This is a genomic window from Streptomyces rubiginosohelvolus, assembly GCF_014649875.1.
In the GTDB taxonomy this organism is placed as follows: domain Bacteria; phylum Actinomycetota; class Actinomycetes; order Streptomycetales; family Streptomycetaceae; genus Streptomyces; species Streptomyces rubiginosohelvolus.
The window spans coordinates 21,530-44,196 of record NZ_BMTW01000008.1 but is presented as its reverse complement, the minus strand read 5'-3'; the positions used below and the strand labels follow the sequence as shown (position 1 = coordinate 44,196).

At 72.4% G+C, this 22,667-nt stretch carries 17 protein-coding genes and 1 pseudogene; 9 read left to right on the top strand and 9 right to left on the bottom strand.

Annotated elements, in window-relative coordinates:
• Positions 1 to 35 precede the first annotated feature (35 nt).
• Positions 36 to 1,457, top strand: a complete 1,422-nt coding sequence (locus tag IE134_RS19070) for an FG-GAP and VCBS repeat-containing protein (RefSeq protein ID WP_189431159.1) — start codon at positions 36 to 38, stop codon at positions 1,455 to 1,457.
• A gap of 180 nt (positions 1,458 to 1,637) precedes the next feature.
• Positions 1,638 to 2,261: a DUF1707 SHOCT-like domain-containing protein gene (locus IE134_RS19065; RefSeq protein WP_030708475.1), complete on the top strand. Its 624-nt coding sequence runs from the start codon at positions 1,638 to 1,640 to the stop codon at positions 2,259 to 2,261.
• A gap of 183 nt (positions 2,262 to 2,444) precedes the next feature.
• On the opposite strand, the gene IE134_RS19060 is transcribed toward IE134_RS19065, so the two are convergent.
• The 3 genes from IE134_RS19060 to IE134_RS19050 form a co-directional block, all read right to left on the bottom strand.
• Complete coding sequence (locus IE134_RS19060; protein WP_030708473.1) at positions 2,445 to 3,296, bottom strand: GNAT family N-acetyltransferase; 852 nt, start codon at positions 3,294 to 3,296, stop codon at positions 2,445 to 2,447.
• A gap of 36 nt (positions 3,297 to 3,332) precedes the next feature.
• Positions 3,333 to 3,602, bottom strand: coding sequence for a DUF1905 domain-containing protein (locus IE134_RS19055; RefSeq protein ID WP_010062891.1), 270 nt, complete (start codon positions 3,600 to 3,602; stop codon positions 3,333 to 3,335).
• Between the two features lie 120 nt (positions 3,603 to 3,722).
• Positions 3,723 to 5,279 (bottom strand): PucR family transcriptional regulator, encoded by a 1,557-nt coding sequence (locus tag IE134_RS19050; protein ID WP_189431157.1) that lies wholly within the window; start codon positions 5,277 to 5,279, stop codon positions 3,723 to 3,725.
• 104 nt (positions 5,280 to 5,383) lie between these two features.
• On the opposite strand from IE134_RS19050, the gene IE134_RS19045 reads away from it, so the two are divergent.
• The 3 genes from IE134_RS19045 to IE134_RS19035 all read left to right on the top strand — a co-directional run bounded on the left by IE134_RS19045 (position 5,384) and on the right by IE134_RS19035 (position 9,874).
• Entirely contained in the window at positions 5,384 to 6,883 is a 1,500-nt protein-coding gene (locus IE134_RS19045) for a sodium:solute symporter family protein (RefSeq protein ID WP_098016979.1), read from the top strand.
• A 322-nt stretch (positions 6,884 to 7,205) separates the two neighbouring features.
• Positions 7,206 to 8,195 carry an agmatinase gene (gene speB / locus IE134_RS19040; RefSeq protein ID WP_030708468.1) on the top strand — a complete coding sequence of 330 codons (990 nt, stop codon included), beginning with the start codon at positions 7,206 to 7,208 and terminating at the stop codon, positions 8,193 to 8,195.
• Positions 8,192 to 9,874 carry a thiamine pyrophosphate-binding protein gene (locus IE134_RS19035; RefSeq protein ID WP_189431155.1) on the top strand — a complete coding sequence of 561 codons (1,683 nt, stop codon included), beginning with the start codon at positions 8,192 to 8,194 and terminating at the stop codon, positions 9,872 to 9,874. The genes speB and IE134_RS19035 overlap by 4 nt, the downstream gene beginning before the upstream one ends.
• Before the next feature lie 24 nt (positions 9,875 to 9,898).
• On the opposite strand, the gene IE134_RS19030 is transcribed toward IE134_RS19035, so the two are convergent.
• Both IE134_RS19030 and IE134_RS19025 read right to left on the bottom strand, forming a co-directional pair.
• The gene (locus IE134_RS19030; RefSeq protein ID WP_098016980.1) at positions 9,899 to 10,384 is read right to left on the bottom strand and encodes a helix-turn-helix domain-containing protein; all 486 of its coding nucleotides are present in this window, start codon (positions 10,382 to 10,384) and stop codon (positions 9,899 to 9,901) included.
• A 27-nt stretch (positions 10,385 to 10,411) separates the two neighbouring features.
• Complete coding sequence (locus IE134_RS19025) at positions 10,412 to 10,780, bottom strand: type II toxin-antitoxin system RelE/ParE family toxin (RefSeq protein ID WP_098016981.1); 369 nt, start codon at positions 10,778 to 10,780, stop codon at positions 10,412 to 10,414.
• A gap of 183 nt (positions 10,781 to 10,963) precedes the next feature.
• Here IE134_RS19025 and IE134_RS19020 point away from each other — a divergent pair, with 183 nt between their 5' ends.
• The 3 genes from IE134_RS19020 (at position 10,964) to IE134_RS19010 (ending at position 16,849) form a co-directional block, all read left to right on the top strand.
• Positions 10,964 to 14,695 carry an ABC transporter ATP-binding protein gene (locus tag IE134_RS19020; protein WP_189431153.1) on the top strand — a complete coding sequence of 1,244 codons (3,732 nt, stop codon included), beginning with the start codon at positions 10,964 to 10,966 and terminating at the stop codon, positions 14,693 to 14,695.
• Positions 14,696 to 14,796: 101 nt separating this feature from the next.
• Positions 14,797 to 15,249, top strand: coding sequence for a hypothetical protein (locus IE134_RS19015; protein ID WP_229823649.1), 453 nt, complete (start codon positions 14,797 to 14,799; stop codon positions 15,247 to 15,249).
• 118 nt (positions 15,250 to 15,367) lie between these two features.
• The gene (locus tag IE134_RS19010) at positions 15,368 to 16,849 is read left to right on the top strand and encodes a S28 family serine protease (protein WP_030708456.1); all 1,482 of its coding nucleotides are present in this window, start codon (positions 15,368 to 15,370) and stop codon (positions 16,847 to 16,849) included.
• 43 nt (positions 16,850 to 16,892) lie between these two features.
• Here IE134_RS19010 and IE134_RS19005 read toward each other — a convergent pair whose 3' ends face one another.
• The 3 genes from IE134_RS19005 to IE134_RS18995 form a co-directional block, all read right to left on the bottom strand.
• Positions 16,893 to 17,567 (bottom strand): hypothetical protein, encoded by a 675-nt coding sequence (locus tag IE134_RS19005; RefSeq protein WP_050513563.1) that lies wholly within the window; start codon positions 17,565 to 17,567, stop codon positions 16,893 to 16,895.
• Between the two features lie 124 nt (positions 17,568 to 17,691).
• Positions 17,692 to 19,524, bottom strand: a complete 1,833-nt coding sequence (locus tag IE134_RS19000) for a glycoside hydrolase family 3 protein (RefSeq protein ID WP_189431151.1) — start codon at positions 19,522 to 19,524, stop codon at positions 17,692 to 17,694.
• Between the two features lie 161 nt (positions 19,525 to 19,685).
• Positions 19,686 to 20,594, bottom strand: coding sequence for a LysR family transcriptional regulator (locus tag IE134_RS18995; RefSeq protein WP_030708451.1), 909 nt, complete (start codon positions 20,592 to 20,594; stop codon positions 19,686 to 19,688).
• Between the two features lie 126 nt (positions 20,595 to 20,720).
• On the opposite strand from IE134_RS18995, the gene IE134_RS18990 reads away from it, so the two are divergent.
• A complete protein-coding gene (locus IE134_RS18990) occupies positions 20,721 to 21,866 on the top strand; it encodes an EamA family transporter (RefSeq protein WP_444545689.1) in 1,146 nt (381 codons plus the stop codon).
• On the opposite strand, the pseudogene IE134_RS18985 reads toward IE134_RS18990, so the two are convergent.
• Positions 21,808 to 22,473: pseudogene (locus tag IE134_RS18985) on the bottom strand (sugar phosphate isomerase/epimerase family protein); the annotation flags it as partial. The gene IE134_RS18990 and the pseudogene IE134_RS18985 overlap by 59 nt on opposite strands.
• Positions 22,474 to 22,667 lie beyond the last annotated feature (194 nt).

The following is a 22,667-nucleotide window of genomic DNA, read 5'->3' as shown; positions in this document are numbered from 1 at the left end:
CCCGCAGTACGCACGCGCGCATCCGGGGGATGACCATGAAGACTTCTCGACTCCGTACCACTTCGGCGATCCTCGTGACGCTCGCCGCCACGGCGACCGCCGCCCCGGCCCTCTCCGGTGCGGCGGTGGCGGCCCCGCAGGCCTCCGCCGTCCGCCAGCAGGTCGACTTCAACGGTGACGGGTACGAGGACATGATCGCCTCGGTGCCCGACGGGACGGTCTCCGGCATCAAGAAGGCCGGTTACGTGGCGGTGTATCCGGGCGATGCGAAGGGCATCAGCCCGGCCCGGCACCAGGTGATCAACCAGGACACGGCCGGAGTCCCCGGCTCGGCCACCGCGAACGCGCGCTTCGGCGGTTCGGCGCCCGCCGACATCGACGCTGACGGCTACACCGACCTGCTGGTCTCGGCCGGAAACGGCCGCCCGATCATCCTGTTCGGAGGCACGAGCGGTCCAGGCACACGGGCCGTCGAGTTCCAGGGCCAGGGCAACGCGGTCGGCGACTTCGACGGCGACGGCCGGGCGGACGTGGCCGGGATCGACCACGCCGACTGGGCCGGGAAGGTCGTGCTGAGCGAGAAGATCGGCACGGACGGCTCGGTCGGGAGCACCCGCACGGTGCTCACGGAAGACGGTGTCACGACCTACGAGGGTCTGCAGGCCGCGGACATCAACAACGACGGCAAGGACGATCTGTTGGTGAGCACCGGCTGCAACGACGAGCCGGACTGCGGAGGGACGTCGCTGTACCTGTCCACCGGTACGGGCTTCACCCGCACCCCCATCGTCACCGCGCCGGGCACGTACCTCAACCACGCCTCGGTGACGGTCGGTTCGGTCAACGGCGACGCATACCCGGACCTGGTCTTCACCCGACAGCCCACCGGCCTGGACAGCGACGTGGACTTCCCGAGCAAGGGCGGCGCGGTGGCGGTCGCCCTCGGCGGCCCCAAGGGGCAGAACACGTCCGTGAAGCCGAAGTGGATCACCCAGGACACCGCCGGGGTACCGGGCGCCGACGAGAAGGGCGACGCCATGGGCGCGAGCGCCGCGGTGGGGGACCTGGACGGCGACGGTTACGGCGAGGTCGTCGTGGGCCTGCCGGGCGAGGACGTCGGCACGGCGAAGGACGCCGGCGGAGTCCTGATCTTCAAGGGCCGCGCCTCGGGCATCACGGGCGCCGACACGAAGGTGATCGGCCAGTCCACGGCGGACGTCCCCGGCGTCGACGAGCAGGGCGACGCGTTCGGCGGCGAGGTCCACGTGGTGTCCGGGGCCAAGAACGTACCGGCCATGCTGGCGGTGGCGGCCCCCGGCGAGAACACCAACCAGGGCGGCGTCTGGCTCTTCAAGGGCAGCCGTACGGGCCCGGTCACGAAGGGCAGCGTCTCCTTCGGCGAGGCGAGCCTGGGCGTGACGCCGTCGGCGGTCCGCTTCGGCAACTGGCTTGGCTGAGGGGGCCGTTCACGAGGCATGGGCATGGTCGGCGGACATTCCGCGCGATACGCCGGTACAAGCGCGCCGCAACGCCGGTACGAGGGCATCGCAACCCCGGTACGAGGGCATCGCAGGGGGCGGCGCTCGCCATGCGCTGCCCCTGTTCGCCCGGTCCGCCCACTGCCTATCCTTGGGATCATGACTTCCCAGCCCCCGGAGCCCACTCCACGCCCCGGCCCATCAGGAGAGCTCCGCGCTTCTCACGACGACCGGGAAGCAGTGGTGGAGCAGCTGCGCGATGCGGCGGCCGAGGGGCGCATCGACCTCGATGAGCTGGATACCCGCCTGGAGCAGGCGCTGACGTCGAAGACCTACGCCGAACTGGCCGTCCTGACAGCCGACCTGCCGAAGCCACCGTCATCGGCAGCGGAGAACCTGCCGCCGCTGGTGCTCAAGGGCGGCATGTACGGCGCGTCCCGGGGCCCCGGCCGCTGGGAGGTCCCCGGGCACGTGATCGCGCACGCGGGCGTGGGCGGGGTGAGCCTCGACTTCACCCGGGCCGAGTGCCGCCTCACGGCGGTCGTGGTGGAGGCGTACGGGGAGACCTCGGGCGTCACGATCGTGATCCCGGACGGCTGGGCCACGGACACCACCGGCATGGACCCCGGCTTCGGCGGCCTGAAGGACAGGACCACGCCCGACCGCCTCCCGGGAACGCCACTGATCCGGCTCACCGGGTCCGGCGGCATGGCCGGCGTGGTCATCCGCCACCCCAGCAAGCGCGAACGCCGGAAGCTGGACGGCAACGGGGCGCGGGACTGAGCCTGTTGCTCAGCAGGGCAGCCCGACGGCGCCCCAACCACGCTGCTGGGCTTGGTCGATGACGTCACCCCACCCGCGCATCGCGTATCGCTGATCCTCGCCCGGCGCGGACATGATGGTCCCAGTCGACGATCAGCACGTCGATGCATATGCCCATGCCGGTAAAGGGTAGTGGCGAGGCGTTCACGCCCGGCGAGGCCGGATCCAGTCGCGGTTCTCGCGTACGACGGTGAATCCGGCCGATGTGTAGAGCGCCACCGCCGCCTCGTTGTGGGCCGGAGTCACGACGGCCACCGCGCTCGCGCCCCGGTCGGCGAGGGCCGCGCACGTGCCCAGGACGGCGTCGCGGCCGTAGCCGTGGCCGCGGTGGTCCGGGTGAGTGCCGACCGGTTCGAGCAGGGCGCATCGGCCCGCGCCCGCGAACCAGCCCGTCGCGGCGGCTGCCGGATCGCCGTCGGGTGTGCGGACGAGCGTCTCCACCGACATGTGGCCCGCCGGGGCCGCCCGCATCGTCTCCCAGTGCTTCAGGCCGAACTTCGACCCGGGGAAGGCCGCCCTGTGGATCAGTACCCGGTCGGCGGCATCGGGCTCGCCGACCGGTTCGGCGCGGGTCGTCACCGGCTGCGGGGTCCAGGACAGGACGAGCCGGGTCTCCTCCGGGTGGGGGTGCCACCCCGGTACGGGCAGGCCGTCGGACCGGTCGATGCCCGGTACGAGCAACTCCTCGGCGTCCGCCGCGAGCGCCCCGAGGTCGGCGTCGGGCGCTGCCGTCACCCGGAGGACGCGTCCGTCGAGAAAGCCCACCGCGACCGGGGCCGCGGCGTCGTGCCGGGGGTCGAGTCGAGGGTCGGGCCGTCCCGTGCCCCGCGCGTCGACCCAGAGGTGGACCGTCGCGTCCGCGTGGCGCAGCAGCCAGCCCACGTCCCCGGGGTGCAGGCCCCCGGCCGGGGCGTCGGCCGGTGTCCACACGCTCAGCGCGCGCAGCGCCCGGGGGGTGTCGAAGCGGGACAGGGTGCGCCGTACGACAGGAGGCATGGGGGCGAGGATAGGGGGTGTCCTACCCGCCCCTGGTCAGTCGGAAATGCGCTCCTCCAGGCGGACGGTCACGGTGTCCCCCTCCTCCTTGCCGATCGCCTTGCGTACGTCCGCCTTCACGGGCAGCTTGTGCGTGCCGTCGCCCAGGGCCATGAACGAACTCCGGAACGGGTGGCCGTCGACGGTGCCCCGGACCTTCACCAGGCCGCGGGTGCCGAAGAACTCGGCCGACTCGGGCCACACCACATAGGTCCAGCCGCCCTTGCTCGGGCTCTTCCGCAGAGTCGCGGTGAATTGCTTGTCCATCGTCGGTACCGCCTGTCCGTCTGTCCGTGAGCCCGCGGCGGGGCTCGTCGCGGTGTTCATCCATAGGACAGGGGTGGGTGCCGAAACTCATCGGTGACACGAGGGCCCGGTCTTCCGCGCTCACCCCTGCCGCAGCGCGAACCACAGCTCCGCCCGTACGTCCATGTCGTCCAGGTCCGCGTCCAGCAACTCCCCGCACCGCCCGATGCGTTGGCGCACCGTGTTGCGGTGGACGCCGAGCGCCACCGCCGTACGGTCCCAGTTGCCGTGCAGCGAGAGCCAGCAGCGCAGGGTGTCGGCCAGCGGCGCGGTGAGCGGGGCGAGGAGGGCGCGGGCGTGGGCGGCCGCCTCCTCCGGCGGGACCAGGGCGGCGAGCCCGCTCACGGGCGCGTCCACCGTCAGTGGGGTGCGGGTCGCCTGTGCGTGGGCCAGGGCGCGGGCGGCCAGGGCGTCGGCGGCGTCGAGCGCGGTGACGGGGGTGGGGGCGGACGCGCCGAGCGTCCAGCCTGGCTGCGGGGTGATTCTGTCCGCCTCAGCCTCCGGCAGCGGCCGTGCTGCCTCGTTCTCCTGCATCGGCCGTACCGCTTCGCCCGGCAGCAGCAGCCGTACCGCCTCGCCGCCCCCGCGGCCCGCGTCCACCAGGGCCGTGCCCAGCGACGCGCCCAGGGCCCCGGCCGTCAGGGCGTCCGCCGGGGCGCCGTCCGTGCGGCGGGCGTGGATCACCGTCCAGGGGCCGGTGGAGCCGAGGAGTGGGGCCACCTCGTCGGGGGTGGCGCCCAGGAGCATGCGGACCAGGGCCGCCGAACGGCCCGCCGCGTCCGCGCCCTGGTGCGGGGCGGCCAGGAGGGAGAGGAGGACCACGGCGATGCCCGCCACCGTGTGGTCGCCGGACTCCCGCCGCCCGGCCGCCAGCGCCAGGACCAGGCCGTCGCCGCCGCCCAGCGCGTACGCCGACAGATGCGTGTCGCCGTGGGTGTCCGTGGCCGACGCGGGGGAACCGGGGCGTTCCCGGGCCACCACGCGGGCCAGGCGCGTCAGGGCTCCCGCCGGCTCCGGGGGCAGGCGGCGGCCCGCCGCGTGGACCTCCTCGCCCCGTGCCGTCAGCAGTACCGCCCGGCCGCCGAGATGCGTCGCCAGCTGGTGCAGGACCGCCGGTACGGGGTCAGGGCGGGCCGCCGCCGTCGCCAGGGCCTGCTGGGCGCGGGTCACCCGGCGCAGCTCGCGGTGGCGCGCCTCGGCCATCAGCCGCCACACCGCCCGCGCGATCGCCGTGAACGGGGTCTCCGGCGGTACCTCCAGCAGCGGCAGGCCCTGCCGGTCGCACGCCTCGATCAGCGCCCCGGGCACCGTCTCGTGCACCGGGCGCACCCCGAACCCCAGCGCCGCCGCCCCCGCCGCCACCAGCCGGCCGACGTAGTGGTCCGGGTCCGTCAGCAGCACCCCGGCGCTCAGCAGCAGCTCGCCGCCGAGGAGGTACGGATACGGGTCCGCCATCTCCGAGGTGTGCACCCAGAGCAGCTCGGCCTCGGCCGGGCCCGCGATCCGGCGCAGGCCCAGATCCTTGCTCGCCAGCAGCTCCGTCAGAGGGATGGGCGGGGTCGGCGGGCCGGGGGGCGAGGGCGGGGCCGACGGGGGTGTGGTGCCCGCGGGAGGGGTCGGCATGGACGGTTCATCCATTCAGCTCGGTGAGAGTGGAGGAAACGTACACTTCAGCGTCGGCTTTCGGCCACCTACCGTCTTCCTCGCACGTACATCTGTTTGCGCGAGACGGAGGGAAGCCCATGGCTGTCGACTACGCCGTGATCGTCGTCTACCTGGCCGGCATGCTCGCCATGGGCTGGTGGGGCATGCGCCGCGCCAAGTCCAAGAGCGAGTTCCTGGTCGCCGGACGCCGCCTCGGGCCCGCCATGTACTCCGGCACCATGGCCGCCATCGTCCTCGGCGGCGCCTCCACCATCGGCGGCGTCGGCCTCGGCTACCAGTACGGGCTCTCCGGCGCGTGGATGGTCTTCACCATCGGCCTCGGGCTCCTCGCGCTCTCCGTCTTCTTCTCGGCACGGATCGCCCGGCTGAAGGTCTACACCGTCTCCGAGATGCTCGACCTTCGCTACGGCGGGCGGGCCGGGATCATCTCCGGCGTCGTCATGTGGGCGTACACGCTGATGCTCGCGGTCACCTCGACCATCGCGTACGCCACCATCTTCGACGTCCTCTTCGACGTGAACCGGACCGTCGCCATCGTCCTCGGCGGCACCATCGTCGTCGCGTACTCGACGCTCGGCGGCATGTGGTCGATCACCCTGACCGACATGGTCCAGTTCGTCGTCAAGACCATCGGACTGCTGCTGCTCCTGCTGCCCATCGCCGTCATCAAGGCGGGCGGCTTCAGCGAGATGAAGGCCCAGCTGCCGACCGAGTACTTCGACCCGCTCGGCATCGGCGGCGAGACGATCTTCACGTACGTCCTGATCTACACCTTCGGCATGCTCATCGGGCAGGACATCTGGCAGCGGGTCTTCACCGCGCGCAGCGACACGACGGCGCGGTGGGGCGGGACGGTCGCCGGTACGTACTGTCTCGTCTACGCCATCGCCGGGGCCGTCATCGGCACCGCAGCCAAGGTGATGTACCCGAACCTGGCGAGCGCCGACTCCGCCTTCGCGACGATCGTCAAGGACGAGCTGCCGGTGGGGGTGCGCGGGCTCGTGCTCGCCGCCGCGCTGGCCGCCGTGATGTCGACGTCCTCCGGTGCGCTGATCGCCTGCGCCACGGTCGCCAACAACGACATCTGGTCGCGGTTGCGGGGGGTCGTCGGGCGCGGCGGGGGTGGCACCGGGGACGAGGCGCATGACGAGGTCAAGGGGAACCGGGCGTTCATCCTCATCATGGGCATCGCTGTCATCTTTATCGCCATCGCGCTGAATGATGTGGTGGAGGCGCTGACCGTGGCCTACAACCTGCTGGTCGGCGGACTGCTCGTGCCGATCATCGGCGGGCTGCTGTGGCGGCGCGGCACGGCTGCCGGGGCGCTGTCGGCGGTGTGCGTGGGGGGTGTCGCGGTGGTCGGGCTGATGTGGCACTACGGGATCCTCGCCAATCAGCCGATCTACTACGGGCTGCTGGCGTCGCTGGCCGTGTACGTGGTCGTGTCGCTGGCTACGCCGCCGACGGATGCGGCTGTGCTGGCCGCGTGGCGCGAACGCTTGGCGGGCCGCCCCGACGGTCCGGCGCCCGAGGACGAGGCCCTCGCGCCGGGCCACCCCAGCCCGTCCGGCGTTTGAGGACGGAACCCTTGCGCCGGATCCGGCCGAGCCCACCGATGTCCTCAATCGCCGGACTGGCTGAGTTTGGCTGAGCTCAAAGATGTCCTCAATCGCCGGACGGGCTGGAAGTGGCCGGACGGGCTGAGTTCGGCCGAGCCCACCGATGTCCTCAATCGCCGGACTGGCTGGTTGCGGCCGGACGGGCTGGAAGTGGCCGGGCGGGCCGAGCGAATCAGCCCGCCCGGCGATTGAGGGCGAAGCGGCCGCCGGACGACCACGGCACCCCACCGCACCCCGCACACTTGACACCGTACGAAACCGAAGGAAAGGCACACCCCCCATGAGCAGCACCGATGCGCCGCGCGGCCCCATCGACTCCTCCCGCGTCCCCCGCTACGCCGGGCCCGCGACGTTCGCCCGGCTGCCCCGGCTCGACGAGGTCGGGCGTACCGACGTCGCCGTCGTCGGCGTGCCCTTCGACACCGGGGTCTCCTACCGGCCCGGCGCCCGCTTCGGCGGCAACGCCATCCGTGAGGCCTCCCGGCTGCTCCGCCCGTACAACCCGGCCCAGGACGCCTCCCCCTTCGCCCTCGCCCAGGTCGCCGACGCCGGCGACATCGCGGCGAACCCGTTCAACATCAACGAGGCCGTCGAGACCATCGAGGGCGCGGCCGACGACCTGCTGGGCACCGGCGCACGCCTGATGACCCTCGGCGGCGACCACACCATCGCCCTGCCCCTCCTGCGCTCCGTCGCCAAGAAGCACGGGCCCGTCGCCCTGCTCCACTTCGACGCGCACCTGGACACCTGGGACACCTACTTCGGCGCCGAGTACACCCACGGCACCCCGTTCCGCCGGGCCGTCGAGGAGGGCATCCTCGACACCTCAGCCCTCTCCCACGTCGGCACCCGCGGCCCGCTCTACGGCAAGCAGGACCTGACCGACGACGAGAAGATGGGCTTCGGCATCGTCACCTCCGCCGACGTCATGCGGCGCGGCGTCGACGAGATCGCCGACCAGCTCCGTCAGCGCATCGGCGACCGGCCGCTGTACATCTCCATCGACATCGACGTCCTCGACCCCGCGCACGCCCCCGGCACCGGCACCCCCGAGGCCGGCGGCCTCACCTCCCGCGAGCTGCTGGAGATCCTGCGCGGGCTCTCCTCCTGCCACCTGGTCTCCGCCGACCTGGTCGAGGTCGCCCCCGCGTACGACCACGCCGAGATCACCTCCGTGGCCGCCTCCCACGCCGCGTACGAACTGACGACGATCATGTCCCGCCAGATCGCGGCGGAGAAGGAAGCAAAGGAAGCCGAGGGCGCCAAGTGAGTCACGACCACGACGACCGGCCGCAGCTCACCGCCGCCCAGGCAGCCGCCGTACTGAATCCGCCCCCCGGCCGCAACGGCGGTGACCTCGTCGTCGAGACCCTCCAGGGGCTCGGCGCGACCACCGTCTTCGGCCTGCCCGGTCAGCACGCGCTCGGCATGTTCGACGCGCTGCGCCGCTCCTCGCTCCGGTACGTCGGGCTCCGCGTCGAGAACAACGCGGGGTTCGCCGCCGACGCGTACGGCCGGATCACGGGGGAGGTGGCCCCGCTGCTGCTCTCCACCGGGCCCGGCGCGCTCACCTCGCTCGCCGCGCTCCAGGAGGCGGCCGCCGCCTCCGCCCCCGTCCTCGCCATCTCCAGCCAGATCCCGACGGCGGGGCTCGGCGGCGGGCGGCACGGCTATCTCCATGAGCTGCGCGACCAGCAGGCCTCCGTCCGTGACATCGTGAAGTCCGTGCACACGGTGCGGACCGCGTCGCAGATCCCCTCCGCGATCGCCGCCGCCTGGGAGTCCGCGCTGACCGCCCCGCACGGGCCGGTCTGGGTGGAGATCCCGCAGGACGTGCTGCTGGCCGAGACGACCCTGCCCGTCGTCAGCGCCATGGACGCCACCCCGCGCGAGCTCTACCCGCGGCCCGAGCTGACCATCGCCGCCGCACATCTGCTGTCGAACGCCCAGCGGCCCGTGATCATCGCGGGCGGCGGAGTCGTACGCTCCGACGCCTCCGGCAAGCTGCGCGCGCTGGCCGAGAAGCTCGACGCGCCGGTTGTCACCACCTTCGGCGGCAAGGGCGCGTTCCCCTGGGAGCACCCGTTGTCGCTGCGCTCCTGGCTGGAGGACCGGCACACCACCGACTTCCTGGAGGACGCGGACGTCCTGCTCGTCGTCGGCTCCGGCCTCGGCGAGCTCTCCTCGAACTACCACACCTTCCGCCCGCGCGGCCGGGTGATCCAGATCGAGGCGGACGCCGGGAAGCTGGAGTCCAACCACCCCGCCCTCGGCATCCACTCCGACGCCCGCGAGGCGCTGGCCGACCTGCTGGAGGCCGTCGAGCGCCGCGAGGACCCGACCGCCGCCGAGCGCGTGCGTACGGTGCTGGAGAAGGTACGGGTCCGGATCGAGGCCCAGGACCTCACCCTGGAGCAGCAGGTCCTCGACGCCGTCCGCGAGGCGCTGCCCGACGCCGCGCCCAGCTTCTGGGACATGACGATCCTGGCGTACTGGGCCTGGTCCGCGTTCGACGCCCGCCGCCCCAACACCATGCACTCCGCCCAGGGCGCGGGCGGCCTCGGCTACGGCTTCCCGGCCGCCATCGGGGCCGCCGCCGCCGACCCGACGAAGCCCGTGCTCGCGGTCTCCGGCGACGGCGGCGCGATGTACTCCATCGCGGAGCTGGCCACCGCCCGCCAGTATGATCTGCCGCTGACCTGGCTGATCGTCGACGACGGCGGCTACGGCATCCTCCGCGAGTACATGACGGGAGCCTTCGGCGAGACCACCGGCACCGAGCTGGCCCGCCCGGACTTCGTCGCCCTCGCCGAGTCCTTCGGCGTACCCGCCGTCCGGACCAGCCCCGAGTCGCTCGCCGCCGACCTGTCGAAGGCTCTGGCGGCCCCGGGGCCGTCGGTCGTCGTGCTCCCGGCCCTGCTGCGGATGTTCGAGCCGACGCATCTGTAGGGCCCCCGGCAGGCCCTGGTCCCCTCAGCCGGTGGCCGCCGTCCTCCCCGAGCCCGCGTCCGCGTCCGCGTCCGCGTCCGCGTCCGCCTCCGCTTCGGCGGCGGGCGCGGACGCACGTTCCGTGGCAGGCGGCTCCGTGCCGGACTTCTCCTCCGCGGCCGCGTGCGGGATGAAGGAGACCCGGACCACGTCCTCCCCGTCGGGCCGCAGGCTGAAGTCCGCTTCCATCGCCCGGGCGAGCCGGACCAGCAGTGGCACGGTGGGCATGGAGCCGCCCAGCTCCAGCTTCGACACCTGCGGCTGGGTCATGTTCGCGCGTCGCGCCAGCTCGGTCTGGGCCAGGCCCAGCGCTGTACGCCGGTCGTAGACCGCCTGCCCGAGATCCCAGGCCAGATCGAGCTCCCGGCGGCGTCTTACGCGCTCCGCGCTCTCGGTGCTGTCCTCGCCCTCCGAGAGGCTCGCGGCGACCTTCCGGTCCCGGGCAAGCTTCCACTGTGCGTGACTCACCATGTGGCTCTTCCTTTCCAGACGTCGCGTCTAGACATCGCGGATGAATGTGTCGTGGGCGGGCTCGTGCTCCGTCTCGCAGACCGCCTTGGCGCGCCTGGCGCGAGCGATCTCCGCATTCTCGCGCTGCCGGGTCTTGCGGAAGACGGTCAGCAGGACGACCCGGCGCTGCGGGGCCAACCAGTACGAGATCCGCACGGCTTCGCGATTGCGCCCCATCTCGAACCTGAGCTCTCGGACCCCGTCCCCGATGTACCGGGAGTGCGGCTCGTCCAGCGTGGTCGCTTCCTGCGCCAACCTGCCCGCCGCGTGCTCCGCCCTCTCGTAGTCACTCGCCGACAGGTTCGTCAGCCACAGGCGGACCTCCGGCTCGATCTCGATGATGAAGGGTTCTTCCATGTCGAGGAGCGTATATATTCCACAGTATATATCTGTCCTAGGCGGGAGGGAAGTCCGCCGGACGAGTGGCGGGGGCGCGATCCGTTGACCCGGCGCTCGGCGAGAGATTGTTGCGGCGGGATGAAATCCGCCCTCCACCGCGTTGGTGCCTCCGGAAGATCGAACGGGACGGGGAGGCAACGCGTGACGGGCGCAGAGCAACAGGGGTGGGGCCGGCGGCTGACCGGGTACGCGTGGCGGTACCGGCGGAACGTCGTGCTCGCCCTCGGCTCGTCGCTCGCCGGCATGGCCGTCATGGCCCTCGTGCCACTCATCACCAAGGTGATCATCGACGACGTGGTCACCGACCACACCCGCTCGCTCGCCGTCTGGACCGGGCTGCTCATCGGCGCGGCCGTCCTCGTCTACATCGCCACCTACATCCGCCGCTACTACGGCGGCCGGCTCGCCCTGGACGTCCAGCACGATCTGCGTACGGACATGTACGCGACGATCACCCGGCTCGACGGGAAACGTCAGGACGAGCTGTCCACCGGGCAGGTCGTCGGCCGGGCCACCAGTGACCTCCAGCTGATCCAGGGGCTGCTGTTCATGCTCCCGATGACCATCGGGAACGTGCTGCTCTTCCTCATCTCCCTGGTGATCATGGCGTGGCTCTCCCTCCCGCTCACCCTCGTCGCCCTCGCCGTCGCCCCCGCGCTCTGGTTCATCGCCCGCCGCTCCAAGGCTCGGCTCTTCCCCGCCACCTGGTACGCCCAGAGCCAGGCCGCCGCCGTCGCCGGGGTCGTCGACGGGGCCGTCTCCGGGGTCCGGGTCGTCAAGGGGTTCGGGCAGGAGGACCAGGAGACCGGGAAGCTCCGCGAGGTCAGCAGGCGGCTCTTCGCCGGGCGGCTGCGCACCATTCGGCTGAACTCCCGCTACACCCCCGCCCTCCAGGCCGTGCCCGCCCTCGGCCAGGTCGCCATGCTCGCCCTCGGCGGCTGGCTGGCCACCCGGGGCGAGATCACCCTCGGCACGTTCGTCGCCTTCTCCACCTACCTCGCCCAGCTCGTCGGCCCGGTCCGGATGCTCGCCATGGTCCTCACCGTCGGCCAGCAGGCCCGCGCCGGTGTCGAACGCGTCCTGGAGCTCATCGACACCGAGCCCTCCATGACGGACGGCGCCAAGGAGCTGCCCGCCGACGCTCCGGCCGGGATCGAGTTCGACGACGTCACCTTCGGATACGAAGCGGACCGGCCCGTCCTCGACGGGTTCTCGCTCACCGTCGAACCCGGCGAGACCGTCGCCGTCGTCGGCGCCTCCGGCAGCGGCAAGTCCACCGTCTCCCTCCTGCTGCCCCGCTTCTACGACGTCTCCCACGGGGCCGTCCTCATCGGCGGCCACGACGTCCGCGAGCTGACCCAGGCCTCCCTGCGCTCCGCCATCGGGCTCGTCCCCGAGGACAGCTTCCTGTTCTCCGACACCGTCCGGGCCAACATCGCCTACGGCCTCCCCGATGCCACCCAGGAGCAGATCGAGACGGCCGCCCGCGCCGCCCAGGCCCACGGGTTCATCTCCGACCTGCCGAAGGGGTACGACACCACCGTCGGCGAGCACGGGCTCACCCTCTCCGGTGGTCAGCGCCAGCGCGTCGCCCTCGCCCGCGCCATCCTCACCGACCCCCGGCTCCTCCTCCTCGACGACGCGACCTCCGCCGTCGACGCCCGCGTCGAGCACGAGATCCACGAGGCGCTCAAGCAGGTGATGGCAGGGCGGACCACGCTGCTCATCGCCCACCGCCGCTCCACTCTCCAGCTCGCCGACCGCATCGCCGTCCTGGACGGCGGGAAGCTCGCCGCGATCGGCACCCACGAGGAGCTGGAGCGCACCTCCGCCCTCTACCGCCGACTCCTCACCGACCCCGACGAGCTGGGCGCCACCTCGCCCGGCCACCGGCCGTCGCGCGCCGGGGCCGGCCTTGAGGACGACCGCGCCCTGCAGGAGGAGCTGGACGCCGAGTTCGACGCGGAGCGCGGCATCACCCCCGAGTTGTGGATCCGTAACGAGGAGGAGCGGGACACCACCGTCGCCGGCATGCCCGCGACCCCCGAACTCCTCGCCCAGGTCGAGGCGCTGCCGCCCGCCACGGACATTCCCGAGGTCGACGAGGCCACCGCCGTGCGTCCGGAGGAGTCCTACGGGCTGCGCCGGCTGCTGCGCGGCTTCGGTGCCGCCCTGCTCATCAGTCTCGGGCTCGTCGCCGTCGACGCCGGGATGGGCCTGCTCCTGCCGGTCCTGATCCGGCACGGCATCGACGAGGGCGTCAGCCAGATCTCGATCGGTGCGGTGTGGGCCGCCTCCGCGATCGCCCTGGCCGTCGTGCTCGTCCAGTGGATCGCCCAGACCGGTGAGATCCGGATGACCGGCCGGACCGGTGAACGGATCCTCTACTCGCTCCGCCTGAAGATCTTCGCCCAGCTCCAGCGCCTCGGTCTCGACTACTACGAGCGCGAGCTGACCGGCCGGATCATGACCCGGATGACGACGGACGTGGACGCGCTGTCCACGTTCCTGCAGACCGGCCTCGTCACCGCGTTCGTCTCCGTGGTCACCTTCTTCGGGATCATGGTCGCGCTGCTCGTCCTGGACATCCAGCTCGCCCTGGTCGTCTTCGCCACCCTGCCCGTGCTGATCGTCGGCACCTTCTTCTTCCGGCGCAGCAGCGTCAAGGCGTACGAACTGGCCCGGACCCGCATCAGCTCCGTCAACGCCGACCTCCAGGAGTCCGTCGCCGGTCTCCGGATCGTCCAGGCCTTCGGCCGCGAGCACGACGGGGCCGCCCGCTACTCCGAGCGCAGCGACAGCTACCGCCAGGCCCGGGTGCGCGGCCAGTGGCTGATCTCCGTCTACTTCCCGTTCGTCCAGCTGCTGGCCTCCGTCGCCGCCGCCGCGGTGATGATCGTGGGCGCGGGCCGGATCGACAACGGCACGCTGACCGTCGGCGCGCTGGTCGCCTACCTCCTCTACATCGACCTGTTCTTCGCCCCCGTCCAGCAGCTCTCCCAGGTCTTCGACGGCTACCAGCAGGCCACCGTCTCCCTCGGCCGCATCCAGGAGCTGCTGCGCGAGCCCACCTCGACCGCCGACCCGGACGAGCCGCTCGACGTGCTCTCGCTGCGCGGCGAGATCGCGTTCGAGGACGTCTCCTTCGCGTACGGGGACGAGGAGGAGGCCCTCACCGGGATCGACCTGCACATCCCGGCCGGGCAGACCGTCGCCTTCGTCGGCGAGACGGGGGCCGGGAAGTCGACCCTGGTCAAGCTGGTCGCCCGGTTCTACGACCCCACCGGCGGCCGGGTCACCGCCGACGGCACCGATCTGCGCAAGCTCGACATGACCGCCTACCGGCACCGCCTCGGCGTCGTCCCGCAGGAGGCGTACCTCTTCGCCGGGACGGTCCGCGACGCCATCGCCTACGGGCTGCCCGCCGCCACCGACGCCGAGGTGGAGGCCGCCGCCCGCGCGGTCGGCGCGCACGAGATGATCGCCACGCTGGAGGGCGGCTACCTCCACGAGGTCGCCGAACGCGGCCGTAACCTCTCCGCCGGGCAGCGCCAGCTCATCGCCCTGGCCCGCGCCGAGCTGGTCGACCCGGACGTCCTGCTCCTGGACGAGGCCACCGCCGCCCTCGACCTCGCCACCGAGGCCCTCGTCAACCAGGCGACCGACCGGCTCACCGGCCGCCGGACCACGCTGGTGGTCGCCCACCGGCTGACGACGGCCGCCCGCGCCGACCGGGTCGTGGTGATGGACAACGGACGCGTCGCCGAGGACGGCACGCACGACGAGCTGCTCGCCCTGGACGGGCAGTACGCCCGGCTGTGGCGCACCTTCATAGGGGAGGGCATAGGGGAGGACGAGCCCGCGGCCGTGTGAGGGCCCGGCGGCCCGGGGTACCCGGGCCGTGCAACCTCTCGTGCGTCTGCTGCGTCGTAGCCAGGGACGCATGGGCGTACGGATGTCAGGTGGGGGCGAACGTGTTCGACAGGACTGCGGGGCCGGTGGGTCCGGACGGGGCCGCGGGACCGGCCGGAGCGGTGAAACCGGTGCGGCGGAGACGGCTGCCGCTCGTCGGCCTCCTCGTCCTTCCCCTGCTGGGCGGACTCGTCCCTGTCCTCGCCGCCCCCGGCACCGCCCAGGCCGCCTCCGCCTGCTCCGGCCGCCCGGCGAAGACGGTCGAGTTCTCCACGGGAGAGCTGCGCGTCTACAAGACCCGCGCTCATGCCTGCGCGGTGACCGTCGCCAAGAAGCCCGGCAAGCGGCGGACGATGAGCGTCACCCTCCAGGCGCGCGGCGGTCGCGCGGTCTCCGACAAGGGCTCGTACACGAAGATGGCGGGCCCGGTCACGGTCAACGCGCTGAACCGCTGCGTGCGGGCCACCGGCGGGATCGGCAAGAAGTCCGTCTCCACCGGATGGATCCTCTGCTGACATCAGGTGCTGACATTCCGCGCTGACATTCTGTGCTGACACGGACAACCGGGTCTGGCGTGGCGTGTGTTACCCCCGATAAGTTCACGGCGACTGTTGTGAACCAAGGGGAGCGTGCATGCGCAAGTCACTCACAGGGGTTCTCTCGCTCGCCGTGCTCATAGGCACGGTCGGAGCCACGGGGGCCTCGGCCGGTGCGGCCACCGCCGCGGAGCCGGCCGCGAAGAGCAGCGGAACCGCCCTCGGCGGCGAAGCGAGCGCCGAGGACATCAAGGACCGCATCCTGGCGATCCCGGGCATGAGCCTGATCGAGGAGAAGCCGTACGCGGGCTACCGCTACTTCGTCCTCAACTACACCCAGCCGGTCGACCACCGGCGCCCGTCCAAGGGCACGTTCCAGCAGCGCATCACCGTGCTGCACAAGGACGTCTCCCGCCCGACGGTCTTCTCCACCAGCGGCTACAACGTCTCGACCAACCCCAGCCGCAGCGAGCCGACGCAGATCATCGACGGCAACCAGGTCTCCCTGGAATACCGCTTCTTCACCCCGTCGCGCCCCGCCCCGGCCGACTGGTCCAAGCTGGACATCTGGCAGGCCGCCAGCGACCAGCACCGGGTGTTCACCGCGCTGAAGAAGATCTACGGCAAGAAGTGGCTGGCCACCGGCGGGTCCAAGGGCGGGATGACCGCCACGTACTTCGAGCGCTTCTACCCGAAGGACATGGACGGCGTCGTCGCCTACGTCGCGCCCAACGACGTCAACAACGACGAGGACTCGGCGTACGACCGGTTCTTCCGCAACGTCGGCACCAAGGAGTGCCGCGACAAGCTGGCCGGCGTGCAGCGCGAGGCGCTGATCCGGCGGGCCCCGCTCCAGAAGAAGTACAAGGAGCAGGCCGCCGCCAACGGCTGGACCTTCAACACCATCGGCTCCATGGACCGCGCCTACGAGGCCACGGTCATGGACTACGGGTGGGCGTTTTGGCAGTACAGCCTGCTCGCCGACTGCGTGGACATCCCGGCCGACGCGAAGAAGGCCACGGACGACGACATCTGGAACTCCGTCGACTCCATCTCCGGCTTCTCCGCCTACGCCGACCAGGGCCTGGAGACGTACACCCCGTACTACTACCAGGCGGGCACCCAGCTCGGATCGCCGGACATCAAGCAGCCCTGGCTCGGCAACCTGAGCCGCTACGGCTACCAGCCCCCGCGCAACTTCGTGCCCCGCTCCATCCCGATGAAGTTCGACCGGGGTGCCATGCGGGACATCGACAGCTGGGTCAGGCACAACGCCCGTCAGATGATGTACGTCAACGGCGAGAACGACCCGTGGAGCGCGGAGCCGTTCCGCCTCGGCCGCGGCGCGAAGGACAGCGCCGTTCACACCGTACCCGGGGGCAACCACGGCGCGCGGGTCTCGGGTCTCCCCGAGGCCGAGCGGGCGAAGGCCACCGCCGACATCCTGCGCTGGGCGGGCGTCGCCCCGGCGGCCGTCGAGAACGACCCGGCGAAGGCGAAGCCGCTGGCGAAGTTCGACACCAGGCTGGACCAGCGCAACGGCGAGGTCGAGCGCGACGAGGCCACGCTGCGCCCGTAGTCGCTCGCAGCCGCTCGTCCCGGGCCGCGCCCGTCGGTCGCCGTCACCATCCGGTGGACCGGCGGGCGCAACCCACCGGCTTCTCCCCGCGCAGGGAGACGAACAGGTCCGTGTCGTCCGGGCATTGGGCCCGCCGCCGCACCGCCGACTCCACCCGGTAGCGCGGGGCACGGCCGCCCGCGTCCGCGCAGGCGGTCTCCGTGACCTCGCCCGCGCGGGAGGCGGTGACGCAGTCGCCGACGACGGTCAGCGGTCCGCCGCCCTGCCCCGGGTCGCCCGGGTGCGGGGGCTCCAGGTTCCGCATGCAGGCGTAACCGGTCGTGAGCCGGGAACGGGCCCCGGTGCCCGTCTCGGAGACGTGCAGGACGAAGTCGGTGGCATCCGGGCAGGGCGGGCCCGACGACGGGGTGCCGAGGTGCCGGGCGAGGACGGTGGCCGCCGCCTTCTCGCTGCGGCAGAACACCTCCCGGATCACCGGGCCCCGCGAACTGCAGTCCCCGGGCCCGAGGAACACCACGCCGTACGGAGACGGGCCGGGCGGGGCGGGGACGGGCCCCCGGTCGTCGGTGACCGTACGGCCCGGGGCCTCGCAGGCCGCCAGCAGGAGCGCGACCACGAAGGTGGCCACGGCCAAGACCACACGGGCCGCCAGGGCCACGCGGGCCGGTAACGGGGCGGGCCGTCGGCTCCGGGCCCCCGAGGACACGCGCTCATCCATGAAAACCCCCCAATACGTCCTCAAAGACGTACACCCGGCGTGGCCCGCCGGAGCGGGACCACGCCAGATGCGGGGGTTCTTTGCGCCGATGGCCGGAGGCCGGGGCCGTCCGGTCGCCGTAGGGCTAGTACGACAGTCCGTGGCCCACCGGGTACAGCACCTGCGTCGGGTCGTCCGCGTGCTGCACCGGAACCGGCAGGGTGCCCTCCGGCTCGGCGCGGCCCGCGATCACCCGGGCCGCCGCGCGCAGTTCGACATCGGTCCAGGAGTACGCGGCGAGGCTCGCCGCGACGCCGGTCCCGGTGAGGTGGGCGACGTCGTACGGGTTGCGGATCGCGACGGTGACGACGGGGACGCCGGTCGCCACGAGCGCGGTCACCAGGGTGCGCTGCGAACTGCTCGCCGTGACGTTGTACGTCGCCACGACCACCGCGTCCTTGCCCTCGGCCGCGGCGACCGCCTCGTCGATCTTCGCCCGGTTCGGGGCCGTACCGGTGGACAACGCCCGTGCGCTGAAGCCCAGTTCACCGAAGGCGTGGGCCAGGGTGCCGGTCGGCGGGCCCGTCGCCCCGGAGGGGGAGGCCGGATCGGCCCCCACCACCAGCAGGTTCCGGTGGGTGCGCCGGGAGAGCGGCAGCAGCGATTCCGGATCGGCGAGCAGAGTCGTCGTGCGCTCGGCGATCCGGTCGGCGGCAGCCCGGTGCGCGCGGCTGCCGACCGTACGCTCGACGCCCCGGTGGCTGACGAACGGGTCCCGGAACAGGCCGAGTCCGCTCTTCAGCCGCAGGATGCGCAGGATCGATTCCTCGATCCGCTCCTCGCTGATCTCGCCGCTGCGGACGGCCTCCAGCACGGCGTTCCAGGCGACGGAGAGGTTCGGCGGGTTCAGCAGTTGGTCCACACCCGCCAGCAGCGCGAGGACCGGAACGCGGTCGTCGCCGTACTTCGTGCGCACCCCCTCCATGCCGAGCGAGTCGGTGACCACCACTCCGTCGTAGCCCAGCTCCTCGCGGAGGATGCCGGTGAGGATCGGCCGGGAGAGCGTGGCCGGGTCCTCGGACGGGTCGAGTGCGGGGACCACGATGTGGGCGGTCATGATCGAGTCGATGCGGGCCCGGATCGCGGCGCGGAACGGCGGGGCGTCCAGCTCCTCCCACTGGGCGCGGGTGTGGTTGATGACGGGCAGCCCGGTGTGGCTGTCGGTGTTCGTGTCGCCGTGGCCGGGGAAGTGCTTGGCGGTCGACGCGACGCCCGCGCCCTGGTAGCCCTTCACCTGCGCGGCGACCAGGTCGGCCACCGCGGCGGGGTCGGAGCCGAAGGACCGTACGCCGATGACCGGGTTGGCCGGGTTGACGTTGACGTCGGCGTCCGGCGCGTAGTTCTGGTTGATGCCGAGCGCGGCCAGCTCCGCACCCGCGATCCAGGCCGCCCGCCGGGTGTCGGAGCGCGAGCCGCCCGCGCCGAGGGCCATCGCGCCCGGCAGCAGGGTGGCGGGTTCGCCGACCCGGCAGACGATGCCGTGTTCCTGGTCGGTCGAGACGAGCAGCGGCACCCGGTGGGGCTCGGCGAGCGCGGCGCGCTGGAGTCCGTTGGAGAGGTCGGCGATCTGGTGCGGGTCGCGGGTGTTGCGCGCCCAGGTGAAGTAGATGATGCCGCCGACGTGGTACGTGGAGATCAGCTCGGCGCCGGTACGGACCCCGATCTCCTTGAGGTTCGCGTCGATGTCGGCCTGGTCGGGGTCGGTGGCGGAGTGCCCGTAGACCCGCATCACGAAGAGCTGGCCGACCTTCTCCTCCAGGCTCATCCCGGCGATGATCCGCCGCAGCCGGCGGTCGGTGGAGGCGTTCGTGGAGTGCGCGGAGGCGACGGCGGGCGGGGTGAGGGCGCCGGTCGCCGCGGCGGCGGTGACGGCCGCTGTGGCGGTGAGGAGGGTGCGTCTTGAGGTGCGGTGGGGCACGTGAGCTCCTTCCCGGGGTGAAAGAAACTTCCAAGGAAGTACGCTTATAGGGAAAATAACTTCCGGTCAAGAGGCCGTGCCGGGGCCGGGAGTGACGTGCCGCCAGAAGGGTGGGACGGGTGGGAAGGGTGGGCTTCGGGGAGGCGGCGGCCGGACCCGCCTCACGCCAGGCCGGCCGCCGCACCGTGGGCCCGCAGCGCGTCCACCGCCGCCGTGATCGCCGGACGCCGCGCCGCCTCCGTACGCCACAGCGCGTACAGCCGCCGCTCCGGCACCGGGTCCAGACGCACCGCCACCACCCCGTCCGGGAGCGGCCCCCGCCCCAGCCGGGGCATCATCGCGATACCCAGACCGGCGGCCACCAGAGCGAGTTGGGTGTGGTTCTCCTCCGCCCGGTGCCGGATGTCGGGCTCGTACCCCGCCGTGCGCAGCGTCCGCACCAGCCAGTCGTGGCACACCGTCCCCGGCGGCTGGCAGATCCACCGCTCGCGCGCCAGCTCCTCGCGCCGCACCCCGTCCCGCCCGGCCAGCGCATGCCCCTCGGGCACCAGCAGATCGCACCGGTCGAGCCCGATCACCGCCTGGGCCAGGCCCTCCGGGGCGGGCAGCGGGGCGATGTCCCAGTCGTGCGCCACGGCCAGGTCGACGACCCCCTTCGCCGCCAGGTCCACCGACAGATGCGGGTCCACCTCGTCCAGCCGGACGTTCAGCGCCGGGTGCTCCCGGTCCAGCTCGGCCAGCACACCCGGCAGCAGCCCCCGCGCGGCCGAGGCGAACGCGGCGATCGTCAGCCGGCCCGTCGGCAGCCCCCGGCGCTCCTCCAGCTCCGTCTCCGCCTGCTCCATGATGGCCAGCAGCCGCTGAGCCGTGTCGGCCAGCCGCAGCGCCTCCTCGGTCAGCGCCACCCCGCGCCCGCGCCGCTCCAGCAACGTCGTCCGGGTCTCCCGCTCCAGCTTGGTGATCTGCTGGGAGATCGCGGACGGGGTGTAGCCGAGGGCGGTCGCCGCCCCCGCGACGGAACCGTGGACGAAGACCGCGTGCAGGGCGCGCAGCCGGGCCAGATCGAGCACGGTGACCTCATCTTTCAGGGGCATCTTTCACGGGCGTCTTTCAGAGGAATTCTTCAGCAGCGCTGAATCTCACCATGAAGAAACCCGCGCTGGTGCTACACGGTCATCCTGCTGAATGCTCGCCGCATGCGTCCACGCCATATCGCCCTGGCCGTGCTCGTCGCGGCACTCTGGGGCGTGAACTTCGTCGTGATCGAGCTGGGGCTCGACCACTTCCCGCCGCTCCTCTTCTCCGCGCTGCGCTTCCTCGCCGCCGCCGTGCCCGCGATCTTCCTGCTGGGGCGTCCTTCGGTCGCCTGGAGGTGGGTCGTGGGGGTCGGACTGGTCCTGGGGGTGGGCAAGTTCGGGCTCCTGTTCATCGGCATGGACCAGGGGATGCCCGCCGGGCTCTCCTCCCTGGTCCTCCAGATCCAGGCCGTCTTCACCGCACTTTTCGCCGCCCTCGCCCTCTCCGAACGGCCCGGCCGGATCCGGGTGGCGGGTATGACCGTCGCGCTCGCGGGCATCGTCGTGGCGGCGGTGGACGAGGGGGCGGGCGGCCCGGTCCTCGCGTTCGTCCTCGTCGTCGGGGCCGCCGCCTGCTGGGGCGTTTCCAACGTGTTCACCCGGCGGGCGGCGCCCCAGGACGCCCTGACCTTCATGGTCTGGGTCTCGGCCGTTCCCGTGCTGCCGCTGCTGGGTCTGTCCCTCCTCTTCGAGGGCCCGGACCGGGACGCGGAGGCCTTGGCCGCGCTCGACTGGAGCGGGGTGGGCATCATCCTGTTCGTCGCCTGGGTCAGCACGGTGTTCGGCTTCGGCGCCTGGGGCTTCCTGCTCCGCCAGTACCCCGCCTCGTCCGTGGCGCCCTTCACCCTGCTCGTCCCGGTCTTCGGGATGTCCTCGGCGGCGTTCGTGCTCGGCGAGGACGTGAGCCCGCTGCGCTGGTGCGCGGCGGCACTGCTGGTGGGCGGGGTGGCGCTGACCTCGGGCGTCGGGCTGCGGACCGCGACGACCCTGCGCTCCGGGCGGACCGCGGCGCCCCTGCCGGAGCCGGACGCGGGGGCCGTTGTGACGGCCGCCGCCGGTGCCGTTACGACGGCCGCCGGCCCCGCTACTGCTTCGGGGCCCCGAGTCGCAGCAGGTGCTCGCGTCCGGCGCCCAGCAGACCCGGCAGCTCCGCCGCCCCCGGGTGCCAGCGCTTCTCGTACTCCCAGCACACCCAGGTGTCCGGACCCGTCCCGTCCAGGCACTCCGCCAGCGGCAGCACCCCGGAGCCCAGCGGCAGCGGGGTGAGGTCCTCCGCGGAGGCGACGTCCTTCACCTGGACGTAGCCCAGGTGCGGGGCGAGCACCGCCCGGCTGGCGGCCGGCTCCTCACCGGCGAGCCAGGTGTGCAGCACGTCCCAGATTGCGCCGACCCGGGGGTGCCCGACCGTGGCGACGACCCGGGCGACGTCGAGGCCCGCGCGGTGCGAGTCATGGGTCTCCAGCAGGATGGTCACGCCCATGTCGGCCGCTGCCGGGGCCGCCGCGCCGAGCCGCCGGGCGGCTGTCGCGTCGGCCTCCGCCTGCTCCTGGTCGCCGCCGCCGGGGAAGACCCGGACGTAGGACGCGCCCAGGTCCCGGGCGAGCTTTACCAGCTCGGACAGCTCCGCTAGGACCGGCTCGTCGTCCCCTTCGGCGGCCACCTGGACGTACCCGGCGAGGGTCAGGATCTCCACCCCGCCCGCCTTGAACGCCTCGACCACGTCGGCCCGTTCCAGCGACGAGAGCCCCAGGTGCACGGGCTCCTCGGGGTGGACGCGCAGCTCCACGCCCTGGTAGCCGTTTCCGGCGGCGAGCCGGACGACCTCGGCGACCGGCGTCCCCGGCACCCCGAGGGTGGAGAAAGCGAGCTTCATCGTGCGTGTCCTTCCCTTGGTGCTGACGCCCCGCTCCTGCCCGCCGGGCCGGTGGCTACTCCCTCGCGCGGGCCGGGCGGTCCCCGTACGCGACCTGGTACGGGGCCGCCTCAGCCGACGCCCCGCAGCAGTCGCTCCAGGCTACCCAGCAGTCGCAGCGCGTCCTGGTGGCTCCAGGAGCTCCGTGCTCGCCT

What these genes read in the sequence shown, in the direction of transcription:
- IE134_RS19070 (WP_189431159.1), top strand. Translation starts at nt 36, where the DNA reads ATGAAGACTTCTCGACTCCGTACCACTTCGGCGATCCTCGTGACGCTC.
- IE134_RS19065 (WP_030708475.1), top strand. Translation starts at nt 1,638, where the DNA reads ATGACTTCCCAGCCCCCGGAGCCCACTCCACGCCCCGGCCCATCAGGA.
- IE134_RS19060 (WP_030708473.1), bottom strand. Translation starts at nt 3,296, where the DNA reads ATGCCTCCTGTCGTACGGCGCACCCTGTCCCGCTTCGACACCCCCCGG.
- IE134_RS19055 (WP_010062891.1), bottom strand. Translation starts at nt 3,602, where the DNA reads ATGGACAAGCAATTCACCGCGACTCTGCGGAAGAGCCCGAGCAAGGGC.
- IE134_RS19050 (WP_189431157.1), bottom strand. Translation starts at nt 5,279, where the DNA reads ATGGATGAACCGTCCATGCCGACCCCTCCCGCGGGCACCACACCCCCG.
- IE134_RS19045 (WP_098016979.1), top strand. Translation starts at nt 5,384, where the DNA reads ATGGCTGTCGACTACGCCGTGATCGTCGTCTACCTGGCCGGCATGCTC.
- speB (WP_030708468.1), top strand. Translation starts at nt 7,206, where the DNA reads ATGAGCAGCACCGATGCGCCGCGCGGCCCCATCGACTCCTCCCGCGTC.
- IE134_RS19030 (WP_098016980.1), bottom strand. Translation starts at nt 10,384, where the DNA reads ATGGTGAGTCACGCACAGTGGAAGCTTGCCCGGGACCGGAAGGTCGCC.
- IE134_RS19025 (WP_098016981.1), bottom strand. Translation starts at nt 10,780, where the DNA reads ATGGAAGAACCCTTCATCATCGAGATCGAGCCGGAGGTCCGCCTGTGG.
- IE134_RS19010 (WP_030708456.1), top strand. Translation starts at nt 15,368, where the DNA reads ATGCGCAAGTCACTCACAGGGGTTCTCTCGCTCGCCGTGCTCATAGGC.
- IE134_RS19005 (WP_050513563.1), bottom strand. Translation starts at nt 17,567, where the DNA reads ATGGATGAGCGCGTGTCCTCGGGGGCCCGGAGCCGACGGCCCGCCCCG.
- IE134_RS18990 (WP_444545689.1), top strand. Translation starts at nt 20,721, where the DNA reads ATGCGTCCACGCCATATCGCCCTGGCCGTGCTCGTCGCGGCACTCTGG.